This is a genomic window from Blautia wexlerae DSM 19850 (genome assembly GCF_025148125.1).
GTDB lineage: Bacteria > Bacillota > Clostridia > Lachnospirales > Lachnospiraceae > Blautia_A > Blautia_A wexlerae.
This window is the reverse complement of the sequence record NZ_CP102267.1, coordinates 3,945,504-3,967,591: the sequence shown is the minus strand read 5'-3', so window position 1 is coordinate 3,967,591 and position 22,088 is coordinate 3,945,504. Positions and strand designations below refer to the sequence as shown.

The following is a 22,088-nucleotide window of genomic DNA, read 5'->3' as shown; positions in this document are numbered from 1 at the left end:
CTGCGGCAATGGAATTTTGGCTTGTATGTCTCGGGATTTTGGCATATTCATGCCAAAACACCTCGCGGAATAGTGGTGTGTGAACAGTAACACTAAAATACTTATAGTCTTAGGCTTGATTATTCCGGTGGAATATTCTATAATAAAACCTAAATTTCCATAAATTAGCGTGTCAAAGTGCCGGTTCAGGAGAAAATCAGTTTTCATCTGGAAATTTGAAGACTGGTGTGGATAAGGTGAGTTCCATAACTGCATTTGTGATATGCAAAAAAAACAGAATGGAGGAGACATTATGAAATTATACGATACCGGTGTGTATTTGCTGAATGGTCAGAAGATTGTTCCGGAGAATCAGGCAGATTTTCCTGTTTCCAAAGAGGAAGCTGCAAAGAGTACAATTGCCTATTCAATTCTGAAAGCACACAATACTTCCGGAAATATGGACAAACTTCAGATTAAATTTGATAAACTGACTTCTCATGATATCACTTTTGTCGGAATTATCCAGACTGCACGTGCTTCAGGCCTTGAGAAATTTCCGGTGCCATATGTACTGACAAACTGCCATAATTCACTCTGTGCAGTAGGCGGAACTATTAATGAAGATGATCATATGTTTGGACTTACCTGTGCCAAGAAATATGGCGGCGTATATGTACCACCCCATCAGGCGGTTATCCATCAGTTTGCAAGAGAAATGCTTGCAGCAGGCGGTAAAATGATCCTCGGTTCAGACAGCCATACACGATATGGCGCACTGGGAACCATGGCAATGGGTGAGGGCGGACCGGAGCTTGTAAAGCAGCTTCTTTCCCAGACTTATGATATCAATATGCCAGGCGTCGTTGCCATTTATCTTACCGGTTCTCCTCGTCCGGGCGTAGGTCCTCAGGACGTTGCGCTTGCGATTATCGGCAAGGTTTTTGCAAACGGATATGTGAAGAATAAAGTTATGGAATTTGTAGGACCCGGTATTGCAAATTTAAGTGCTGATTTCCGAATTGGCGTAGATGTAATGACAACAGAGACCACCTGTCTTTCCTCTATCTGGCAGACAGATGAGAAGATTCAGGAATTCTATGAAATCCATGGCAGAAGTGAAGATTACAAAGAACTGAAACCAGGTGAAACAGCATACTATGATGGCTGTGTAGAGATTGATCTGAGTGAGATCAGACCAATGATCGCTATGCCATTCCATCCAAGCAATACATATACAATTGATGAACTGAAAGCAAATCTGGATGATATTCTGGCAGATGTTGAGAAAAAAGCACAGATCAGTCTTGATGGAAAAGTTCCATATACATTAAGAGACAAAGTAATTGATGGTAAACTTTATGTAGAACAGGGAATCATCGCAGGATGTGCAGGTGGTGGATTTGAAAATATCTGTGCAGCAGCTGATATCCTTAAAGGCAAGAGCATTGGTGCAGATGCCTTCACATTGAGTGTATATCCGGCAAGTACTCCGATTTATATGGAACTGGCTAAGAATGGCGTTCTGGCAGGACTTCTTGAAACGGGAGCTGTTGTGAAGACTGCTTTTTGCGGACCTTGCTTTGGTGCAGGGGATACTCCTGCAAATAATGCATTCAGTATCCGTCATACGACCAGAAACTTCCCGAACCGCGAAGGTTCCAAAATCCAGAATGGCCAGATTTCTTCTGTTGCACTTATGGACGCACGTTCTATTGCGGCAACTGCAGCAAACAAAGGTTTCCTGACTTCAGCAGAGGATTATACGGGTGGTTATACAGGACAGAAATATTTCTTTGATAAGACAATTTATGACAATCGTGTATTTGACAGCAAGGGTATAGCTGATCCGGGTGTAGAGATCCAGTTTGGTCCGAATATTAAGGACTGGCCGGAGATGGCTGCACTTCCGGAGAATCTGATCGTGAAGGTTGTTTCTGAGATCCATGATCCGGTTACTACAACAGATGAACTGATCCCGTCCGGTGAGACATCTTCTTATCGTTCCAATCCACTTGGACTGGCTGAGTTTACACTTTCCAGAAAAGATCCTGCTTATGTAGGACGTGCGAAAGAAGTTCAGAAAGCTCAGAAGGCTATTCAGGAAGGAAAATGTCCGGTTGAGGCATTACCGGAGATGAAACCTGTAATGGATGTGATCAAAAAGGATTATCCGAATGTAAGCAAGGAAAATCTTGGTGTGGGAAGTACGATCTTTGCAGTGAAACCAGGTGATGGTTCTGCGCGTGAGCAGGCTGCTTCCTGTCAGAAAGTGCTTGGCGGATGGGCAAATATCGCCAATGAGTATGCGACAAAGAGGTACCGTTCCAATCTGATCAACTGGGGTATGCTTCCATTCCTGATTAAAGAAGGGGAGCCTCCGTTTGCAAACGGAGATTATCTGTTCTTCCCACAGATTCGTAAGGCAGTGGAAGAAAAGGATGATGTGATCCGGGGATATGTTGTCGGTGCTGAGGGACTGAAGGAGTTTGAAGTGGCTCTTGGGGAGCTTACGGATGATGAGCGTGAGATTATCCTTAAGGGATGCCTGATTAATTATAATCGAAAATAGGAAGTGATGAAGATGCAGCTATCCTCTCTTTGGGTTGGGAGTAGCTGCATCTTTATTATTTATGAAATTATGAGAATTGCGGGAACTGCTTTGCAGCGGAGCGATTCGTGGATATAATAGAGCCCCGGGCAGCAACATACTGCATCGAAGAAAGTGAAATAGTCTGAAAATTATCAAATAAATAAAAATATTATAAAATTAGTGCAAATAAGACAAAGATAAATAGAAAATATTGAAATAAAATGCAAAAATGTATTGACAAATAATAACAAGAGTGTTATTATAACACCATCAAAAGAAACAAGGAAACGAATTAAACAATCAAAGAAATTCATTCAATTCATAGCATATATAAATGTTCCAATGAAAAGGATGAAAATAAAAGAAAGGTTCGGGTGATTCCATTGGGAAAGAATTTATAACTTCATCAATATAAGAGTAACGGGTATCGCATTTCCTGCAAGAAAGACCTGATACGGAGATTATAAAAAAGTATTTTCCTTATATAATATAAGAGCATACGCACAGTCTGATTAATAAGGAAGGAATGTATCAAAGGTATTATAGAAGCGATAACTTATATTGAATATCTGTTGCAGACCTGATACAGGGATTTTGGTAAATGTGTAAAGAAATATTTACCGGAAGAGCATAACCCTTATCTCAGTAGTTAGCCTGAAAGCAGAGGTTCAGGTAACAGATAAACTGAAGGTAAGAACGATGTTTTGAGAGGCATATAGAAGTTTAAGTATATGGTTTGAAATCCTGCATCAGAAGAATATCCGGTATATAAAATTACAGGATATTGAGAGAAATATTAAGGTACTTTTTCAGTGATATTTTACATGATTCAGAACATCTGCCATTAATGTTCGATAAATATGAAAAGCACATAAGGAAATTAAACAGTTGTGAATTTAAGAAGTTAGGTTTATGATTGCTTAGCACGAAAAATAATGAAAAGGTGTATCCGATATTTCATAAATGAAAACAAATTATAATACGTGAAATTATAATTTAAAATCTATAAAACTTTCTAAGTAAGTTCCGATGAACTGAATAACTGATATCATAAAAGCATAAAAGCAGGAATGAATCAGATTATAAACAGTACATATGGATTATGAGCAGGAAACAGAATAGGAATTTTAAATAAACATAGAAAAATTTAATAGTGAACTTATAAAGTAGTTTGTAAATAACATATTATTTTATTATAGAAAGAATACTAAGAGGAAAATAAATTGAATAACGAAGAACATTGAAGCGGTCATCATTTTTGAAATCAGGAAAAGTAAAAAGTGATGACCGTTTTCAAATTGTATTCATATATATATTCGTTTATTGCGTGAAATGGAATTTTAGGATATACTCTCCATGAAAAGGAGAGTTTTTTTATGTGGATAAAAGATATCAGAGATTATATTTTATATGAAGATAAAGATATTCTGGTCTGTCACAAACCGGCAGGGCTTGCAGTTCAGAATGCGCGGGTTGGCAGTATGGATATGGAGAGCCTCTTGAAGAATTATATTGCTCAGAAGGTGCCGGGTAAGATGCCGTATCTGGGTATTATCCATCGTCTGGATCAGCCGGTGGAGGGGGTTCTTGTATTTGCCCTGAATCCGAAGGCGGCAGCAGATCTCAGCAGACAGATGACAGCGGGAAAAATAAAGAAGACTTATCTTGCAGTTGCAGAAGGAACAGTGAAAGTGAAGAGTGCAAAACTGGTGGACTGGCTGAAGAAGGATGGCAGGACCAACAGCTCTGCAGTGGTTGAGGGAGGGACTTTCGGAGCAAAAAAGGCGATATTGTCTTATGAAGTTCTGGAAACCTGGAAAAATAAAGAAGATGCACAGGATTGTGGCGAAAGAAATCTGATTCGGATTGATCTGGATACAGGCAGGCATCATCAGATTCGTGTGCAGATGGCGCATGCCGGAATGCCTTTGGTTGGTGACAGAAAGTATAATCCCGGTCAGAATAGTCAGGAACCGCTGGCTCTCTGTTCTGCAAAACTGGGATTTCAGCATCCGGTGACAAAGAAACAGTTGGAGTTTCAGGTGCAGCCTGCAGGTATGGCATTCAAAAGACATTGATATAGCGAAATTTTTGATGTGTAAAAGTGAAAAATGTGTAAAATCTCTGGACGAATTTCGTAAAGTGTGTATAATGTAGAAAGTAATATACAGTTATTCGGTTATGAGCAAGTAGCGAAGCGGATTGCGAATATCCGCTTGACGAGGATCGCTACAGGTAATTGTTCGATGTTAATTATTCTGTGAGAGTACTGAGCAGATATCGATTTTTTAGTTGACAGAAATTATACATTATTTTATGAAATTGCTGTAATGTGCAGTATAGCACTGAAAGGAAGAGGAAATTAAAATGAAAAGAGCGGCGGCAGCAGCGATAAGTTTAATGACAGGACTGGCAATGCTGACAGGATGCAGCAGAGCGGAGGTGGAAGAGACAATCCAGCCGTTGGTGGCAGACGCTATCGAAGAATCCGATTCAGAGGCAGAAGCGGTGAAGGAAGAGGATGAGAGTCCGCTGATTCCGGAGATTGATACAGATATAAAAATCCATGCCGGTTCAAGGATCGCAGTGGTAAGCAAATGTGTCAAGGGCGAATACTGGAAGATGGTTAAGAAAGGCATGGAAGATGCGGTAAAGGAAATTAATAAAGCATATGGTTATAAAAAAGATGACCAGATTACCATGACTTTTGAAGGCCCTGATAATGAAGAGGACGTAGAAACTCAGATTAATACAATAGATGCTGTTATCGCAGAGAATCCGGATGTTCTTTGTATTTCGGCAAGTGACATGGATTCCTGTGAGGCACAGCTTGAAGCTGCAAAGGAAAATGGAATTCCGGTTATAGCATTTGATTCTAATGTAGCCGAGAAAAAACTGGTGAAGGCATATCGGGGAACCGATAATGTGCAGGTAGGAAAGATGGCTGCTTATCAGCTTGGCAGTGCACTCGGAAAGATGGGAAAGGTTGCGGTTTTTTCCGCACAGCAGAAGACAAAGAGTGTTCAGGATCGTGTAGAAGGATTTATGAATAATATCGGGAAGTACGGAGACATTGAAGTTGTGGAAACCATTTATTCTGATCAGGTAGATGATATGGAGGCTTCCATGAAGGAAGTTCTGGAAAAATATCCCACACTGGATGGTGTATTCTGTACCAATGCAGATATTACGGAGATGTATCTGAATCTGGAGAAGAGTGATGAGCATGATGCACCGGCTCTGGTAGGGGTTGATGCAACTACTAAGCAGCAGGAAGCAATCCGTAATGGAGAAGAGATTGGCTGTGTTTCCCAGCAGCCTTATGCTATGGGATACCAGACAATCTGGGCAGCAGTTGAAACAACGGCACCGAAGAAATCTGTTGTGATCGAGAAAAATGTACTGAGCAATCCGGCATGGATCGATGCAGACTGTCTGGATGATCCGGACTACAGTGGATATTTATATACAGAATAAGAATTAAAGATAAACGCTCCGGGAGGATGTACAGGGTCTCAAATGCATTAATTAAGAGGATTTTCTATAAGAGGAATGTGTCTGCTGGGACAGACCGGTAATACAGAACTTATATATAAAGCAGAATTATATACGAAAGAAGAAGCATGAAAACAGTGATGAGTTGTTTTCGTGCTTTTTTTGTGTTATAGAATATTACTCCGTAATGTTCTATAACATAAAAAAGCTCTCCGGGCAGGCTCCTTATTTATATCTCTTCTTCTTTGAAATAAAAATATAAATAAATCAGAAGCTTTGACTGTATAAAAAGATTTATATTGATGATATAATCACATACACGATATAAAAATAACAAAAAAATATTGGATGGATGAAAAATATTTGATAAAATTGTTTAATAAGATTGTAATTTTAAAGAATATATGATAAAATTTGACTATAAATTCTTGAAAATATATGCAAAAATTAAGCAAAAAGGAGAAGAAAATGAAACAATGGTCAGAGATCATCAGAAATGTCACCATGTTGTCGCAGCTTGGACTGTCTCTCATAACCCCTGTCCTGATATGTCTGGCAGTATGCTGGCTGATTGTTTCTAAGACTGGAGCTGGAGGATGGGTATATATCCCCGGTTTTTTCTTTGGTCTTGGAGGTTCCGGGACAGTGGCATATAAATTTTATCTTTCTATTAACAGACAGCAGAAGAAAGAGAACAAAAAGAAGAAAAATAAAGTATCGTTTAACAGACACCTGTAATGATACAGAAACGAAAGGGAGATTTATATGAGTATTATGGATAATGTTCAGCCTGCCGTAAAGAAGGAAACCGGGAAGGTAGCCGCCATCACCGGAATCGGGCTGATTTTGATGTGGATCGTGTTTGGAGTGCTGCATGCTTTCATGCCACAGAAGGTACCGTTTGATTATACGGTGTTTCTTGGAGGGGCAGTGGGAGGATGTGTGGCAGTCCTTAATTTCTTTTTTATGGGACTTGCAGTGCAGAAAGCAGCTGCAGCAACAGATGAGGACACAGCGAGAATGAGGATCAAAGCAAGTTACTCCCAGAGAATGCTGATCCAGATGTTGTGGGTGATCTTGGCAATCGTGGCACCCTGTTTTCATTTTGTGGCAGGAATCGTTCCTCTTTTATTTCCCGGAACAGGAATTAAAATTGCAGGAATTTTTCATACTAACAAATAGGTATTTCTATATCAAACCGGAACAGTACCGGGAGAGACAGGAGGTGAATAAAGAGTATGGAATTGGATATCAGTGGGGCAAGGATATTCTTTACATTACCCATTAATGTGCCTGTTCTCGGACCATTAAGGATCAGTGAGACAATGGTGGTAAGCTGGATTGTTATGATACTCATAACAGGTTTGTGTATCTGGCTGACACATGATCTGAAAGAAGAGAACATTTCCAAACGTCAGGCTGTGGCAGAGCTCATTGTAGAGAAGGCCAACAGCTTTGTAATCGGAAATATGGGTGAGAAATTCAGATACCTGATACCATTTGTTGCAGCACTTTTTGCAACCAGTGTGGTTTCCAACCTGATCAGTCTGATCGGACTTCGAAGCCCTACAGCAGACCTTTCTACTGAGGCTGCCTGGGCAGTTGTGGTTTTCATTATGATCACAGCACAGAAGATAAAGACCAGCGGATTTGGCGGTTATCTGAAAGGATTTACAACTCCGATCGCAGTTATGACACCGTTTAATATTCTTTCCGAGCTGGCTACACCTGTCAGTATGGCGTGTCGTCATTTCGGAAATATCCTTTCCGGTGTGGTAATCAATGGCCTGATCTATGGGGCACTGGCAGTCGCAAGTTCCGCGCTTCTGGGCCTGATCCCGGGTGCACTGGGAGATGTACTGTCAAAGATACCGATTCTTGATGTCGGTGTACCTGCGATAACGTCGGTCTATTTTGACTGGTTCTCAGGAGTTATGCAGGCGTTTATCTTCTGTATGCTGACTGTAATGTATATTGCAAATGCAGCAGAAGAGTAGCAGAAACATGATTTGCCGGAGCAAAACGGCAGCGGTGGTAACCGCAAAGAATGCTGAAATACAGCAGAAAAATTAATACCGCAGCAAAGGGGAAAAGCTGCAGATTATTATTTAACAGGAGGGTTTTAATATGGATTTTCAGTTATTGGCAAAAGGTATCGCATTAGCAGGATGTGCAATTGGAGCAGGATGTGCGCTGATCGCAGGTATCGGACCTGGTATTGGTGAAGGTAACGCAGTAGCAAAGGCGCTGGAGGCAATCGGACGCCAGCCTGAGTGCAAGGGTGATGTTACTTCTACCATGCTTCTTGGATGTGCCATCGCAGAGACAACAGGTATCTACGGTTTCGTAACCGGTCTGTTGCTTATCTTCGTTGCACCTGGTATGTTCATGAACTTCCTGAGCTGATAAAAACAGCTGAGATGCCGGATATCACAGATTAAGCGGCATCTGATATGGAACCTGTGGATAATTCCGGCAATAGCCGGAGAATGATCCGCATAAATACAGACAGGAGGTTACAAACATGCAGGTACAGGAATTAGTTGGAATTGTGCCGTGGAATTTTATAGCGACGATTTGCAACCTTTTTATTCAGGTATATCTGATCAAACGTTTCCTCTTCAAGCCCATCAATGAGATGCTGGAAAAGCGCAAAGCGAAAGCGGATGCCCAGATCCAGGATGCAGTGAAGGCAAAGGAAGAAGCTCAGGCAATGAAGGCAGAATATGAAAAGAATATGCAGGAAGCCAAGAATAGGGCAAATGACATTGTGATGACAGCTCAGAAAACAGCCGCTATCCAGAGTGAAGAGATGCTTAAGGAGGCTTCCAGTCAGGTAACTGCCATGAAAGAGAAGGCAGAGAAAGACATTGCCCAGGAGAAACGTAAGGCAGTCAACGAGATCAAGGGAGAAATCGGCGGTATGGCTGTTGAGATTGCCGGAAAAGTGATCGAGCGCGAAATTAGTGAAGAGGATCATGCAAAACTGATTGATGAGTTTATTGAGAATGTAGGTGAGGCATCATGACAAAAACTGCCAGAGTTTACGGCGGAAGTCTGTATGACCTTGCCGCTGATGAAAAGCTCGATGGACAGATCATGGAGCAGATGATCGCAGTCAGACAGATTTTCAGGGAAAATCCGGGATATTTGAAATTGCTGGGAGAACCGGCGATTCCTGAAGACGAGAGACTTAAGATGATTGAAGAGGCTTTCGGAGGGCAGGCAGAGAGATATCTGGTGAATTTCCTGAAATTATTGTGTGAACGCAAGATTCTGAGAGAGTTTGCCGGATGCTGCGAAGAGTTTATCAGACGCTACAACAGTGCACATGGAATTGCAGAAGCCGTGGTTACCAGTGCAGTGAAGCTCAGTGATACTCAGATGGAAGCTCTGAAAGCGAAGCTTGAGAAGCTAAGTGGAAAGAAAGTGTATCTGGTTCAGAAAACAGATGCATCCGTTCTTGGCGGACTTCGCGTGGAACTGGAGGGCGTACAGCTTGACGGTACAGTACAGAGCCGTATTTCCGGTATTTCAAAGAAACTGAATGAATTGGTAGTATAAAGAACTGGATTCCGGATTTGAGAATCGTACTGTATGGGTATTTGACATATGGATATGAAAAATCTTTAAATTTCTGAATTCAGACAGTGCAAAATAATAGAATATAAAAGGATGGAATGGAAACATGCAATTAAAACCTGAGGAAATATCCAAGGTCATCCGAAGCCAGATAAAATATTACGAAAATGCCATTCAACAGAACGAGACAGGTACGATCCTTATGGTTGGTGACGGTATTGCCAGAGCCAGCGGACTGGTAAACTGTATGTCAGGAGAGCTTCTGGAATTTGAGGACGGAAGCTTTGGTATGGCACAGAACCTGGAGGAGAACAGTGTCTCCATCGTAATCTTTGGTTCAGATGAGAACATTGGTGAGGGTCAGACCGTAAAGCGTACAGGCAAGGTCGTGTCTGTACCTGTAGGCGACGCCATGGTTGGACGTGTTGTAAATGCACTGGGACAGCCAATTGACGGAGCAGGCCCGATTGATACAAAAGAATTCCGGCCAATCGAGAGCAAGGCACCAGGAATCTGTGAGAGAAGATCTGTATATCAGCCTCTTCAGACCGGTATCAAAGCCATCGACTCTATGATCCCTATCGGACGTGGACAGCGAGAACTGATCATTGGTGACCGTCAGACCGGTAAAACTACAATTGCTACAGATACCATTATTAACCAGAAGGGAAAAGATGTGATCTGTATCTATGTAGCCATTGGACAGAAGCGTTCCACAGTAGCTACATTAGTAGAGAACCTGACCAGAAACGGCGCAATGGATTATACTATCGTTGTGGCAGCTACAGCATCTGAGTCAAGCCCGCTGCAGTATATCGCACCGTATTCCGGATGTGCAATGGGTGAATACTTTATGAATAAGGGAAAAGATGTGCTGATCATCTATGATGATTTAAGTAAGCATGCAGTTGCATACCGTGCACTTTCCCTGCTGATCCGTCGTCCGCCTGGACGTGAGGCATATCCGGGTGATGTTTTCTATCTGCATTCCAGACTTCTGGAACGTGCAGCGAAGCTGGACGATGAACATGGCGGCGGTTCCATGACAGCACTGCCGATCATCGAGACACAGGCAGGTGACGTATCTGCCTATATTCCTACCAACGTTATTTCTATTACAGATGGACAGATATTCCTGGAGACAGAGTTATTCCATTCAGGAATCATGCCTGCTGTAAACCCGGGTATCTCCGTATCACGAGTTGGTGGTGATGCGCAGATCAAGGCAATGAAGAAGGTAGCAGGAACACTGAAACTGATTTATTCCCAGTACCGTGAGCTGCAGAGCTTCGCACAGTTTGGTTCTGATCTGGATGCTGATACAAAGGCGCGTCTGGAACAGGGAGCACGTATTGTGGAAGTTCTGAAACAGAACCAGAATGCACCGGTTCCTGTAGAGAAACAGGTTGCGATCCTTTATGCGGTTACAAAGGGTGTTCTGGAATCAGTAAAAGTGGAAGACGTAAATGTATATGAATCAGGATTATATACCTATCTGGATACAGATGCAGCAGGCGTAGAGGTTATGCAGGAAATCCGCTCAACAGGCAAGCTGGAGCAGGAAACAGAGCAGAAGCTTCGTAGCGTACTGGATGCGTATACAGAGAACTTCCTGAATACAAGACCTGAGAAATAAAGTGATTAGGAGGGTATCGTATGGCTTCGAATATGAAAGCGGTAAAGCTGCGTATCAAGAGTGTACAGAGTACAATGCAGATTACCAAGGCCATGGAGCTTGTAGCGTCCTCCAAACTGCGTAAGGCAAAGGAACGTGCAGAGGTATGCCGTCCGTACTTTACAGAACTTCATGAGACATTGAAAGAGATTGCAAGGGAGAATACAGATTTCTCATCCGTTTATGCGAAAGAGTCTTCCAACAATAAAACCTGCTATGTAGTGATCGCAGGTGACAGAGGACTGGCAGGCGGATATAACACCAATCTTTTTAAATGTCTGGAGGCTTCTGCTGAAGGTAAGGACTACATGGTCCTGCCGGTTGGAAAGAAAGCAGTAGAATATTTCCGCCAGAGAGAGATTGAAGCTCTGACAGAACAGTTTGCAGAGGCAGGAAGTATTTCTGTAGCGGATTGTTTTGAGATGGCAAATATGCTCTGTACAGAATTTCGCAAAGGAACCTTTGGCCATATTGAATTATGTTATACTGTCTTTAATTCTATGCTTTCCCAGCAGCCGGAGGTATTTTCCATGCTTCCTATGACTGATATCAGAGAGGAAAGCGGAGGTAAGATAGAGACGAAGAATCTGATCCTCTATGAACCGGACGGAGAGACAGTATTTGATGCCATTGTTCCGGAATATCTGGCAGGCCTGGTTTATGGCGGTATCTGCGAAAGTACTGCAAGTGAACTGGCAGCCAGACGTATGGCTATGGATGCAGCCACAAGTAATGCGGAAGAGATGATCGATCAGCTCAATCTGTATTACAACAGGGCACGTCAGGCCAGCATCACGCAGGAGATCACGGAGATTGTTGCAGGTGCGGAAGGTCTTTAGAAATAGGAGATTATAAACATGAGTGAAAAACACATTGGCGAGGTAGTGCAGGTTATCGGTCCGGTACTGGATATCCGCTTTGCGCACGATGAACTGCCGCCTCTTCTCAATGCCATAGAGATTGATAATGATGGCGCAAAGCTGGTTGCCGAGGTTGCACAGCAGGTTGGTGATGATGTGGTAAGATGTATTGCCATGAACTCTACTGACGGTCTGGTGCGCGGTGCCAAAGCTCTGGATACAGGCGGTCCAATTTCCGTTCCTGTAGGTGAGGAATGCCTGGGACGAGTATTTAACCTTCTGGGTGACCCGGTAGACAATCTTCCGGCACCGGAGGCAAAGGAACGCTGGTCTATCCATCGTCAGGCTCCTTCTTATGAAGAACAGATGCCTGCAACAGAGATCCTGGAGACAGGAATTAAGGTTGTTGACCTGATCTGTCCTTATGCAAAGGGTGGTAAGATCGGTCTTTTCGGTGGTGCAGGTGTAGGAAAAACAGTTCTTATCATGGAGCTGATCCACAATGTAGCAACTGCACACGGCGGACTTTCCGTATTTACAGGTGTAGGAGAGCGTACACGTGAGGGAAATGACCTTTACAATGAAATGAAAGAAAGTGGAGTTATCGACAAGACTGCTCTGGTTTACGGTCAGATGAACGAGCCGCCCGGAGCACGTATGAGAGTTGGACTTTCCGGACTTACCATGGCGGAATACTTCCGTGATGAGAAGAACCAGGATGTGCTCCTCTTTATTGACAATATTTTCCGTTTTACACAGGCAGGTTCCGAGGTGTCTGCTCTTCTGGGACGTATGCCTTCAGCTGTAGGTTATCAACCTACACTGGCAACTGAAATGGGTAACCTGCAGGAACGAATTACTTCCACAAGAAAGGGCTCCATCACATCTGTACAGGCTGTATATGTGCCTGCCGATGACCTGACTGACCCGGCTCCTGCAACTACATTCTCACATCTGGATGCAACAACTGTACTTTCCCGTGAGATTTCCAGCCAGGGTATTTATCCGGCTGTTGATCCTCTGGATTCCACAAGCCGTATCCTTTCTCCTGAAATCGTAGGAACAGAGCATTATGAGATTGCCAGATCAGTACAAAGAGTTCTTCAGCGTTACAAAGAGCTTCAGGACATTATTGCCATCATGGGTATGGATGAGTTGTCAGAGGAAGACAAACGTACTGTAAGCCGTGCCCGTAAGGTTCAGAGATTCCTGTCACAGAGCTTCTCTGTAGCAGAACAGTTTACAGGTATGCCTGGCAAATATGTTCCGCTGAAGGAGACGCTGAGAGGATTCAGAATGATCCTTAACGGTGAGTGTGATGACATTCCTGAGAGTTATTTCCTATTTGTGGGAACCATCGATGAAGTGTTTGAAAAAGCGAAGAATCAGTAAAGGGGGAAATGTCCTATGAGTACTTTCCCGTTGAGAATCGGAACACCGGACGGATTACTCTTTGAAGGCAATGTGGAGCGTGTGATCTGCAGAACTGTCAGCGGTGATCTGGCCATTCTTGCCAGACACTGTAATTACTGTACTGCCCTGGGAATGGGCGAAGCAAGTGTGGTAATGGAAGACGGCAGCAGACGGACCGCAGCCTGTATTGGCGGAATGCTTTCTGTTATGAACGGAAAGTGCCGTGTCCTTGCAACTACCTGGGAGTGGAAAGAGGATATTGATGAGCAGCGTGCGCAGGAAGCTAAGAAAAGAGCTGAGGAGATGATCGCCAAAGGTGGTTTGAGTGATCATGATTATAAGATTGTGGAGGCTAAACTGCAGAGGGCGTTGGTGCGTTTGAGTGTGAAGAGCTGAGAAAATAAGAGTTATTAAAAGACTGACAGGAAATCCGGGAGGAGAGACTGTCGGTCTTTTTTGTTTGTGATATGGCTTTTTGGGGATATAGTGGGAAGAATTTGAGGGAGGGATTTGAAGGAGGGACGCATAGAAAAGGGACGCATAGAAAAGGGACGCATAGAAAAATAATTTATTTCATGTGCGGTTTCGGACATTAAGATATTCTAAGCTGCTCAAAATCTGCTAAAGGCATGAGAAAAATGCCACAAACTCGCTTCGCTCAGGCAGTGTGTCATTTTTCTCATAACGCAGATTTTGACCAGCTAAGAATATCTAAATATCCTGCAAATGCACATGAAATAAATTATTTTTCTATGCTGGTAGTTGGAGATTTTAAACACACTGGCAGGGACTTATTTGATTTGGTGTTGCTGTTCATGCGCTACTATCCCGCGGGGTGTTTTTGGGGCATGAATATGCCAAAATCCCGATACATACAAGCCTATATTCCATTGACGTGGGTAATCTGGAATTTTGGCTACATTACTGTAAACGGAGCGAACGGCAACGATTCGGTTAAAAAGATGAAACATAGTATATTGTCACACATTGACACTTTACCATGATGAGGTTAAAATAGAGATAGATTATGCGACTGTAGGGGAAAGTGGGCAGTTGTGATATTATTCTGAATTTCGGTGGTTTGCCGGGATTATTTGGACAGGAGCGAATATGTTATGATAGCAGAAAAAATGAAACCTTATGTAAAAAATAATTCAGCCATCCGTATGATGTTTGAGGAGGGAAATCGTCTCAGAGCCATTTACGGAGCGAACAAAGTTTATGATTTCAGTCTTGGGAATCCGAGCGTTCCGGCACCGGAGTGTGTGAAGGAGGCTATTATTGATCTGGTGAACGAAGTGGAGCCGACAGTGCTTCATGGTTATATGAGTAATGCGGGATTTGAGGATGTGCGCCAGACGATTGCGGAATCTCTGAACCACCGCTTTGGAACTAAATTTGCAGCGAAGAATCTGATTATGACAGTTGGAGCAGCCAGCGGTCTGAATGTGATTTTCAAGACGATCCTGAATCCAGAGGAAGAAGTGATTGTTTTTGCACCATATTTTCTGGAATATGGTGCATATGTGCGTAATTTTGATGGCAAGCTTGTGGAAATCTCTCCGGATACAACCACATTCCAACCGAATCTTGAGGAGTTTGAGCAGAAGATTACAGCAAAGACAAGAGCAGTGATCGTAAATACACCGCACAATCCGACTGGTGTTGTATATTCCGAAGAAACCATTAAGAAGCTGGCAGCAATTCTTGAGAAAAAACAGAAGGAATTTGGCAGTGTAATTTACCTGATTTCTGACGAGCCATACAGAGAGCTGGCTTATGATGGTGTAGAAGTTCCGTATCTGACAAAATATTACGATAATACTATTGTTGGCTATTCTTACAGTAAATCTTTGTCTCTTCCGGGAGAGCGTATCGGTTATCTGGTAATTCCGGATGAGGCAGATGGCAGCGAAGAACTTATTACTGCAGCGGCTATTGCCAACCGTACTATCGGATGTGTCAATGCCCCATCCCTGATGCAGAAGGTGATTGCCAAATGTGTAGATGCAGAAGTGGATGTAGCTGCATATGACAAGAACCGTCTGGCGTTATACAATGGACTGAAAGAATGCGGATTCGAGTGCATCAAACCCCAGGGTGCATTCTACCTCTTTGTGAAATCACCGGTAGCAGATGAAAAAGCGTTCTGCGAAGCTGGAAAGAAATATAATATTCTCATGGTTCCGGGAAGTTCCTTTGCCTGCCCGGGTTATGTGAGACTGGCTTATTGTGTATCTTATGATACTATCATTAATTCCCTGCCGGAGTTTAAGAAACTGGCAGAAGAGTTTGGACTGTGAAAACGGCGGGGATTGACATTGGGACAACAACGATAAGCGGTGTTGTTCTGGAAAAAGAGGAAAACGGACAGGCAAAGATTCTGGAGGCAAAAACTGTAGAGAACGGTTGCTTTATCGAAACCGGAAATGAATGGGAAAGAATACAGTATGCAAAAGAAATTGTAGAAAGAGCAGTGAATCTGCTGGATTATTTCCTGGAGAAGTATCCGCATGTTGAGCGGATTGGGCTCACAGGGCAGATGCATGGAATTGTCTATGTTGACAAAGAAGGAAATTGTGTCAGTCCGTTATATACATGGCAGGATGCCAGAGGAAGTATCTACGCTGGGGATCAGATTCCTTTAACAGAAGAAATCCGGGAAAGATGTCAAATCCATGCTGCTTCAGGATATGGGCTTGTCACACACATTTATAATATCAGACATAATCTGGTTCCGTATTCGGCTTTGAGTTTCTGTACGATCATGGATTATTTTGGAATGTATTTGACAGGGCGTAAAAAACCATTGGTACATGTGAGCAATGCGGCAAGTTTTGGCTTCTTTGACAGCCATAAGATGTGCTTTGAAAAAGAAAAACTGGCTGAAATGGGAGTGGACGTAAATTGGCTGCCTGATGTCTGTACGGGAATAGAAAAATTGGGTACATACAGAGGACGGACAGTTACAACAGCAATCGGAGACAATCAGGCAAGCTTCCTCGGAGCAGCAGGTGATGAGGAGAATACATTACTGGTCAATATGGGAACCGGCGGACAGATTTCTGTTCTTTCCAGTCAGTATTTTTCGGGAGATGGAATTGAGGCGAGACCTTTCCTGAATGGGAAGTATCTGCTTGCGGGAGCATCTCTGTGTGGCGGCAAGGCGTATGCGCTCCTGGAACAGTTTTTCCGAAAAATTGTAAAAGAAGCGACCGGACAGGATCAGCCATTATACAAAGTAATGGAAAAGATGGCAAGAACAGGGAGAGACCTGAATAGTGAAAGAACTGAAAGTCGAAAGATTAAAGTTGAAACAACATTTGACGGTACGCGGGTGAATCCGGAAAAAAGCGGCAGTATTACTCAGGTAAGTTCCGAAAACTTTACACCTGAAGATTTCTGCTATGGTGTTCTGAAGGGAATGAGCACAGAACTGTATCAGATGTATATGACTATTCAGAAAGGAACCGGCATAAAGATCAGGCGTATGATTGGTTCAGGGAATGGACTGAGAAAAAATCCGGTACTGTGCGAAATTATTGAAGATATGTTCAATGCAGAACTTGTTTTGGCAGAATGTGAGGAGGAAGCTGCGACAGGGGCGGCAATGAGCAGTAGTATGTATAACTATAGTAACTCCACCAGATAATAAAATGAAGCAGTGAAGCGGATTGTGAATAACCAATTGATTTTAATACTGGAATTTGAGGAAAGGGGCTGTCCTGAAAATAGACAGCTCCTTCTTTACTGTCCGATTTATTGTATGTTATTTTTCGACATGTTCTGATATATTTTGGAGCATGCCGGAAAATTTTATGAAAACTGCAAAAAAATTCAGGAAAAAAAAGACAGCATTTTAAACGCTATAGAAAAAATGTAATTTTTGAAAAAACAATTATTGTAATAATCTCCCGAACGTGACATAATAAGAATGGAAAAGTAAAGGGCAGGTTAAATTCTGATTAGAGACAGGTAAAATAACCTGCTTACATTATGCGCCGATTTCCTGGGATGAGGATGGAAATCAGGCAGACGACAAAGGAGAAAATAATGGGAATTTTTTCAATGATATTGTCATTGCTGAGCGGAGTGGCATTATTTCTGTTTGGTATGTCATTGATGGGCGATGGCCTGAAAATGGTTGCCGGAAATAAGCTGGAAGCTTTCCTGTATCGAATGACAAACACACCGCTGAAGGGAGTTGCTCTGGGTACTGGTGTTACCAGCGTGATTCAGTCTTCTTCTGCCACAACCGTTATGGTCATTGGTTTTGTTAACTCAGGTATGATGAAACTGAAACAGGCCATCGGTATTATCATGGGAGCCAACATCGGAACCAGTATTACCGGATGGATCCTCTGTCTTTCTTATATTGACGGAAAGAACGGAATTGCGAAGATTTTATCTACAGCAACAATTTCAGCAGTAGTAGCGATTATTGGTATTATCCTTCGCATGGCATGTAAGCGTTCCGTGCATAAAAATATCGGTAATATCATGCTTGGTTTTGCAATCCTGATGACAGGTATGCAGACAATGAGCGGTGCTGTTTCACCACTGAAGGACAGCCCCACATTTACAAACATGCTGACAATGTTTTCCAACCCGCTGATTGGTATTCTGGTAGGTATTGCCTTTACTGCAGTGCTGCAGAGTGCATCTGCCACAGTCGGTGTATTGCAGGCGTTATCTGTAACAGGTATCCTGACATTCTCCAGTGCATTCCCGATCGTTCTTGGTATCGGTGTAGGTGCTGCCTGTCCGGTTCTGATTTCAGCAATCGGTGCGAATAAGAATGGTAAACGTACAGCACTTGTTTATCTGATCAATGACCTGTTTGGTCTTATCCTCTGGTCAGTGATTTTCTACACTGTAAATGCTGTTGTGCATTTCGGATTTATGGATATGATCATGTCACCGGTTGCAATTGCTTTACTGAATACTGTATTCCGTGTAGCAACAGTATGTGTTCTTTTCCCGTTCATACCGAAGATCGAGCAGCTGGTGTGCTGGCTTGTAAAAGACAGTGCAGAGGAACTGGAAGATGAAGCAGACTTTGATCTTCTGGAAGAACGTCTTCTGAATTATCCGGCACTTGCTATTGGACAGTGTCATCGTGCCATGAGCGGTATGGCAAGGAAGCTTCGCAAGAATGTCAACCGTGCCATGAACCTTCTGAATGAATATCAGCAGGATAAATTTGATAAGGTACAGAGAAAAGAGAACCTGATCGATAAATACGAAAGCCGTCTTGGGGAATATCTGATGAAGCTCACAAAGCATGAGATGAACAGTGCCCAGACAAGGCAGGCATCCCTTTATCTTCATACCATCAATGACTTTGAGAGAATCGGTGACCATGCATCCTACATTGCCTATATGTCCAGTGAAATGCATGATAATCACACTAATTTCTCACAGGAAGCCTGGGATGAGCTGAATGTAGTAATGGAAGCAGTTCGTGAGGAGATCAATCTTACCTGTCGTGCATTCCTCAATGATGACAAAGAGATGGCTCAGAGAGTTGCACCTCTTGGAATGATTATCACATCCTTATGCAATGAGCTAAAGATGCATCATGTAGAGCGTCTGAGTAATGGCAACTGCGGACTGGAAGAGGGAACTGTATATACAGACATTCTCAACAGCTTCAACCGTATTGCAGCACATTGTGCAAGTGCAATGGTAGCCCTTCTCAAGAGTGGAGACGAGAATCCGGATATGCATATCCATGATTCCAAGATTTACCCATCTGACAGCGTGGAATATTATACATACTTCAAGGAATATCGCCAGAAGTATGAAATCGTAAAGAACGAGGAACACATGCGAAGCATGGAACCGGAAGAAGTAGAATAATACTTTTATACTACAAAGCAATAAATATATATGATATAATGACAGCAGATGATCTGGAAACGGATGTCTGCTGTTTTCTATTATATTACTGGGCATGCAAGATTGTAGGAATGATTTTTTGAATACGTTCCGGAGTGTGCAGACTGACGAGCCAGCAGGCAGGATCATTTTTGTAAATCAAATATATTCATTCAGGCAGAGATTCTTCCTGTAGACTGGATCAGTTATAGCAGGCGGAAATTGTGCAAACATAACACTCTGTAAACATAACACCCAAAGGAGGAAGTAATTATGTTATTCGACAGCAGAACAGTTTATCTCGGTGCATCCAGGGACAAATATGAGCAGTATTGTAAAGCCTTAGATTCAGAGAAAATCAAATACAAAACAAAGAGAGTTAACCACGAAGAAAAAATGATAGCCCCGGGCAGGGGAACTGCCCGCAGCATGGGTGGGAACTTCGGAACAGATAAAACATTGTATGAAATCATGGTCGGAGAGAAAGATTACGACAATGCAATGGGGATTCTGACAGCACTGAAGTAGACGGAACCTATCCTGAAAAAGAAAGTATGCAAAAAAGTGTGCAAGATAATGTGCAAGATAACGGAAATTCTGGAGGTGTTTTTGTGGGAGAATATAAACCGCACTTGAAGATGAACTTGATCCAAATGACATTACCAGATAAACCGAATAGCAGAAATCAGAGATATATAAAAATATAAAGAGCAGGAAGGAAAAATAAGATGGAATTTACAGGTGTATACCACAAAACATCAGAGCAGATGAGTTATCCCCTGGATGAGGACAGACTGATTGTAAATATTAAGACTGGATATGATGTAAAACAGGTGTTTATCCATTACGGAGATCCTTATGAGGCCGGGATTCTGGGTGGAAATGAAAAATGGACAGGAAAAAGAGAGGAAATTATTTATAAAAAACGTCTGCCCCATCAAATCTGGTGGACAACAACACTTTTTCCTGCATATAAAAGATGTAAATATTATTTTGAACTGAGGACAGAGAAGGAAGTCTGGTATTATTTTGAAGACGGTTTCCTGACAGAAGAGCAGCTTCAGATGGATGGGCGTATGCAGCAGTGCTTTATTGTTCCCTGGATGAATCCGGCAGATATAAACCGCACACCTGCATGGGTAAATGACACCATCTGGTATCAGATTTTTCCGGACAGGTTCTGCAATGGGACGCCGGAAAAGAATGGAAATGATATCACGCCGTGGAGAAATCACGGAACTATAACAAATGAGGAAAAATTCGGAGGGAATCTGGAAGGAATCCGTCAGAGATTACCGTATCTTCAGGAGCTGGGGATTACCGGTATTTATCTGAATCCGATCATGGAAGCAGAGTCCAATCACAAATATGACACTACGGATTATACAAAGATTGATCCGGCTTTCGGTGATGAAGAAACGATGAAAGCACTTTGCAGGGAAGCGCATGAAAAGGGAATCCGTATTATGGTAGATGCAGTATTTAATCATTGCGGAAGAAAATTTGCGCCGTGGATGGATGTGCTGGAGCATGGGAAAGATTCTCGTTATGCAGACTGGTTTATGATAGAAGACTGGGAACAGATTGGAAAAAGAGCAGACACCAGAGACCGGCGTTTTTACTCTTTTGCATTTACAGATGCGATGCCGAAACTGAATACGAATAATGAAGAAGTGATCGAATATTTCTGCGAGATCTGTGAGGACTGGATTCGGAAATTTGATATAGATGGAATCCGTTTTGACGTGGGAAATGAAGTGTCTCATCGGTTCTTAAAGAGGATACGGGAACATCTAAAAGTGGTAAAACCGGATCTTTATCTGCTTGGAGAAATCTGGCATGATGCAAGTCAGTGGCTGCAGGGGGATGAATATGATTCAGTTATGAATTATCCGCTGCTCAGTGGAATCCATGACTTTTTCCTTGATAAAACGATGAAAAAAGAGGAATTCGAATACATGGTAAACCGTTGCTATACCATGTATATGCAGCAGAATAATGATGTGCTTTTTAACCTGCTGGATTCACACGATACGGAACGTCTTATGAACCGTTTTCATGATCTGGATAAGTTCTATCAGCAGCTTGCAATTCTCTTTACTCTCCCGGGAAGTCCCTGTATTTACTATGGAACGGAGATTGCAATGGAAGGTGCCCATGATCCGGACTGCAGAAGATGTATGCCTTGGAGCGAGATTCACGGCGAAGAGAATCAGGAAAAGATAGCAACAATGCGTAAACTGATCATGCTCAGAAGAAATGAAAAAACATGCAGGAGCCCACATTTCCATTTCCCGGATACCTATGAAAACGATCGATGCATAGAGTATATCAAAATAGATGAAGAAGGAAATAAAATGGAAGTTTTGTTAAATACATCGGAGAAAGAGATAAAGGTAAAAGAAGCCGGAGAAGTGCTTTTTGCCCGGGAGTTTGATGGAGAGATACTTGGTGTGAATGGAACATTGATCCGAAGGATTTAGACAACAGAGCACGGAAAAAGAAACGAATATCCCGAAAGAATATTACTGCTATATAATAAAGAAGTCCCCGGGCCGCTGCATATAACAGCAGTGGGAGGGGACTTGCCTGCATTATTTATGAGGATTGC

20 protein-coding genes are annotated in these 22,088 nt (G+C 42.6%); all 20 read left to right on the top strand.

Going from position 1 to position 22,088, the window contains the following annotated elements:
• The first annotated feature begins 292 nt into the window (after nucleotides 1–292).
• Nucleotides 293–2,551, top strand: a complete 2,259-nt coding sequence (locus NQ550_RS18355) for a hydratase (protein WP_029677035.1) — start codon at nucleotides 293–295, stop codon at nucleotides 2,549–2,551.
• A 1,397-nt stretch (nucleotides 2,552–3,948) separates the two neighbouring features.
• A complete protein-coding gene (locus NQ550_RS18350) occupies nucleotides 3,949–4,650 on the top strand; it encodes an RluA family pseudouridine synthase (RefSeq protein ID WP_025579293.1) in 702 nt (233 codons plus the stop codon).
• A 289-nt stretch (nucleotides 4,651–4,939) separates the two neighbouring features.
• On the top strand, nucleotides 4,940–6,049 hold the full coding sequence (locus NQ550_RS18345; RefSeq protein WP_008704974.1) for a substrate-binding domain-containing protein: 1,110 nt from the start codon (nucleotides 4,940–4,942) through the stop codon (nucleotides 6,047–6,049).
• A 486-nt stretch (nucleotides 6,050–6,535) separates the two neighbouring features.
• Entirely contained in the window at nucleotides 6,536–6,805 is a 270-nt protein-coding gene (locus NQ550_RS18340) for an AtpZ/AtpI family protein (RefSeq protein ID WP_022380878.1), read from the top strand.
• 27 nt (nucleotides 6,806–6,832) lie between these two features.
• Nucleotides 6,833–7,249 (top strand): hypothetical protein, encoded by a 417-nt coding sequence (locus NQ550_RS18335; RefSeq protein ID WP_008704972.1) that lies wholly within the window; start codon nucleotides 6,833–6,835, stop codon nucleotides 7,247–7,249.
• Between the two features lie 56 nt (nucleotides 7,250–7,305).
• A complete protein-coding gene (locus tag NQ550_RS18330; RefSeq protein WP_025579291.1) occupies nucleotides 7,306–8,064 on the top strand; it encodes a F0F1 ATP synthase subunit A in 759 nt (252 codons plus the stop codon).
• 130 nt (nucleotides 8,065–8,194) lie between these two features.
• Nucleotides 8,195–8,473 (top strand): ATP synthase F0 subunit C, encoded by a 279-nt coding sequence (gene atpE, locus NQ550_RS18325; RefSeq protein ID WP_008704968.1) that lies wholly within the window; start codon nucleotides 8,195–8,197, stop codon nucleotides 8,471–8,473.
• 118 nt (nucleotides 8,474–8,591) lie between these two features.
• Complete coding sequence (atpF, locus tag NQ550_RS18320) at nucleotides 8,592–9,095, top strand: F0F1 ATP synthase subunit B (RefSeq protein ID WP_008704967.1); 504 nt, start codon at nucleotides 8,592–8,594, stop codon at nucleotides 9,093–9,095.
• Nucleotides 9,092–9,631, top strand: coding sequence for an ATP synthase F1 subunit delta (gene atpH, locus NQ550_RS18315; RefSeq protein WP_025579290.1), 540 nt, complete (start codon nucleotides 9,092–9,094; stop codon nucleotides 9,629–9,631). Before atpF ends, atpH begins: the two co-directional genes overlap by 4 nt.
• A 124-nt stretch (nucleotides 9,632–9,755) precedes the next feature.
• Nucleotides 9,756–11,285 carry a F0F1 ATP synthase subunit alpha gene (atpA, locus tag NQ550_RS18310; protein ID WP_008704965.1) on the top strand — a complete coding sequence of 510 codons (1,530 nt, stop codon included), beginning with the start codon at nucleotides 9,756–9,758 and terminating at the stop codon, nucleotides 11,283–11,285.
• A 20-nt stretch (nucleotides 11,286–11,305) separates the two neighbouring features.
• Nucleotides 11,306–12,163, top strand: a complete 858-nt coding sequence (gene atpG, locus NQ550_RS18305) for an ATP synthase F1 subunit gamma (RefSeq protein WP_008704960.1) — start codon at nucleotides 11,306–11,308, stop codon at nucleotides 12,161–12,163.
• Between the two features lie 18 nt (nucleotides 12,164–12,181).
• Nucleotides 12,182–13,576, top strand: coding sequence for a F0F1 ATP synthase subunit beta (gene atpD / locus NQ550_RS18300; RefSeq protein WP_008704959.1), 1,395 nt, complete (start codon nucleotides 12,182–12,184; stop codon nucleotides 13,574–13,576).
• 15 nt (nucleotides 13,577–13,591) lie between these two features.
• A complete protein-coding gene (atpC, locus tag NQ550_RS18295; RefSeq protein ID WP_008704958.1) occupies nucleotides 13,592–13,993 on the top strand; it encodes an ATP synthase F1 subunit epsilon in 402 nt (133 codons plus the stop codon).
• Between the two features lie 233 nt (nucleotides 13,994–14,226).
• Nucleotides 14,227–14,601 carry a hypothetical protein gene (locus tag NQ550_RS18290; RefSeq protein ID WP_182437635.1) on the top strand — a complete coding sequence of 125 codons (375 nt, stop codon included), beginning with the start codon at nucleotides 14,227–14,229 and terminating at the stop codon, nucleotides 14,599–14,601.
• A gap of 111 nt (nucleotides 14,602–14,712) precedes the next feature.
• Nucleotides 14,713–15,900, top strand: coding sequence for a pyridoxal phosphate-dependent aminotransferase (locus NQ550_RS18285; protein WP_025579287.1), 1,188 nt, complete (start codon nucleotides 14,713–14,715; stop codon nucleotides 15,898–15,900).
• Nucleotides 15,897–17,249: a sedoheptulokinase gene (locus tag NQ550_RS18280; protein ID WP_025579285.1), complete on the top strand. Its 1,353-nt coding sequence runs from the start codon at nucleotides 15,897–15,899 to the stop codon at nucleotides 17,247–17,249. The genes NQ550_RS18285 and NQ550_RS18280 overlap by 4 nt, the downstream gene beginning before the upstream one ends.
• Before the next feature lie 401 nt (nucleotides 17,250–17,650).
• On the top strand, nucleotides 17,651–19,459 hold the full coding sequence (locus NQ550_RS18275) for a Na/Pi cotransporter family protein (RefSeq protein ID WP_008706243.1): 1,809 nt from the start codon (nucleotides 17,651–17,653) through the stop codon (nucleotides 19,457–19,459).
• Nucleotides 19,460–19,750: 291 nt separating this feature from the next.
• Complete coding sequence (locus NQ550_RS18270) at nucleotides 19,751–20,005, top strand: hypothetical protein (RefSeq protein ID WP_025579283.1); 255 nt, start codon at nucleotides 19,751–19,753, stop codon at nucleotides 20,003–20,005.
• A 26-nt stretch (nucleotides 20,006–20,031) separates the two neighbouring features.
• The gene (locus NQ550_RS22665) at nucleotides 20,032–20,184 is read left to right on the top strand and encodes a Fic family protein (RefSeq protein ID WP_326929069.1); all 153 of its coding nucleotides are present in this window, start codon (nucleotides 20,032–20,034) and stop codon (nucleotides 20,182–20,184) included.
• 21 nt (nucleotides 20,185–20,205) lie between these two features.
• Complete coding sequence (locus NQ550_RS18265) at nucleotides 20,206–21,960, top strand: glycoside hydrolase family 13 protein (RefSeq protein WP_025579282.1); 1,755 nt, start codon at nucleotides 20,206–20,208, stop codon at nucleotides 21,958–21,960.
• Nucleotides 21,961–22,088 lie beyond the last annotated feature (128 nt).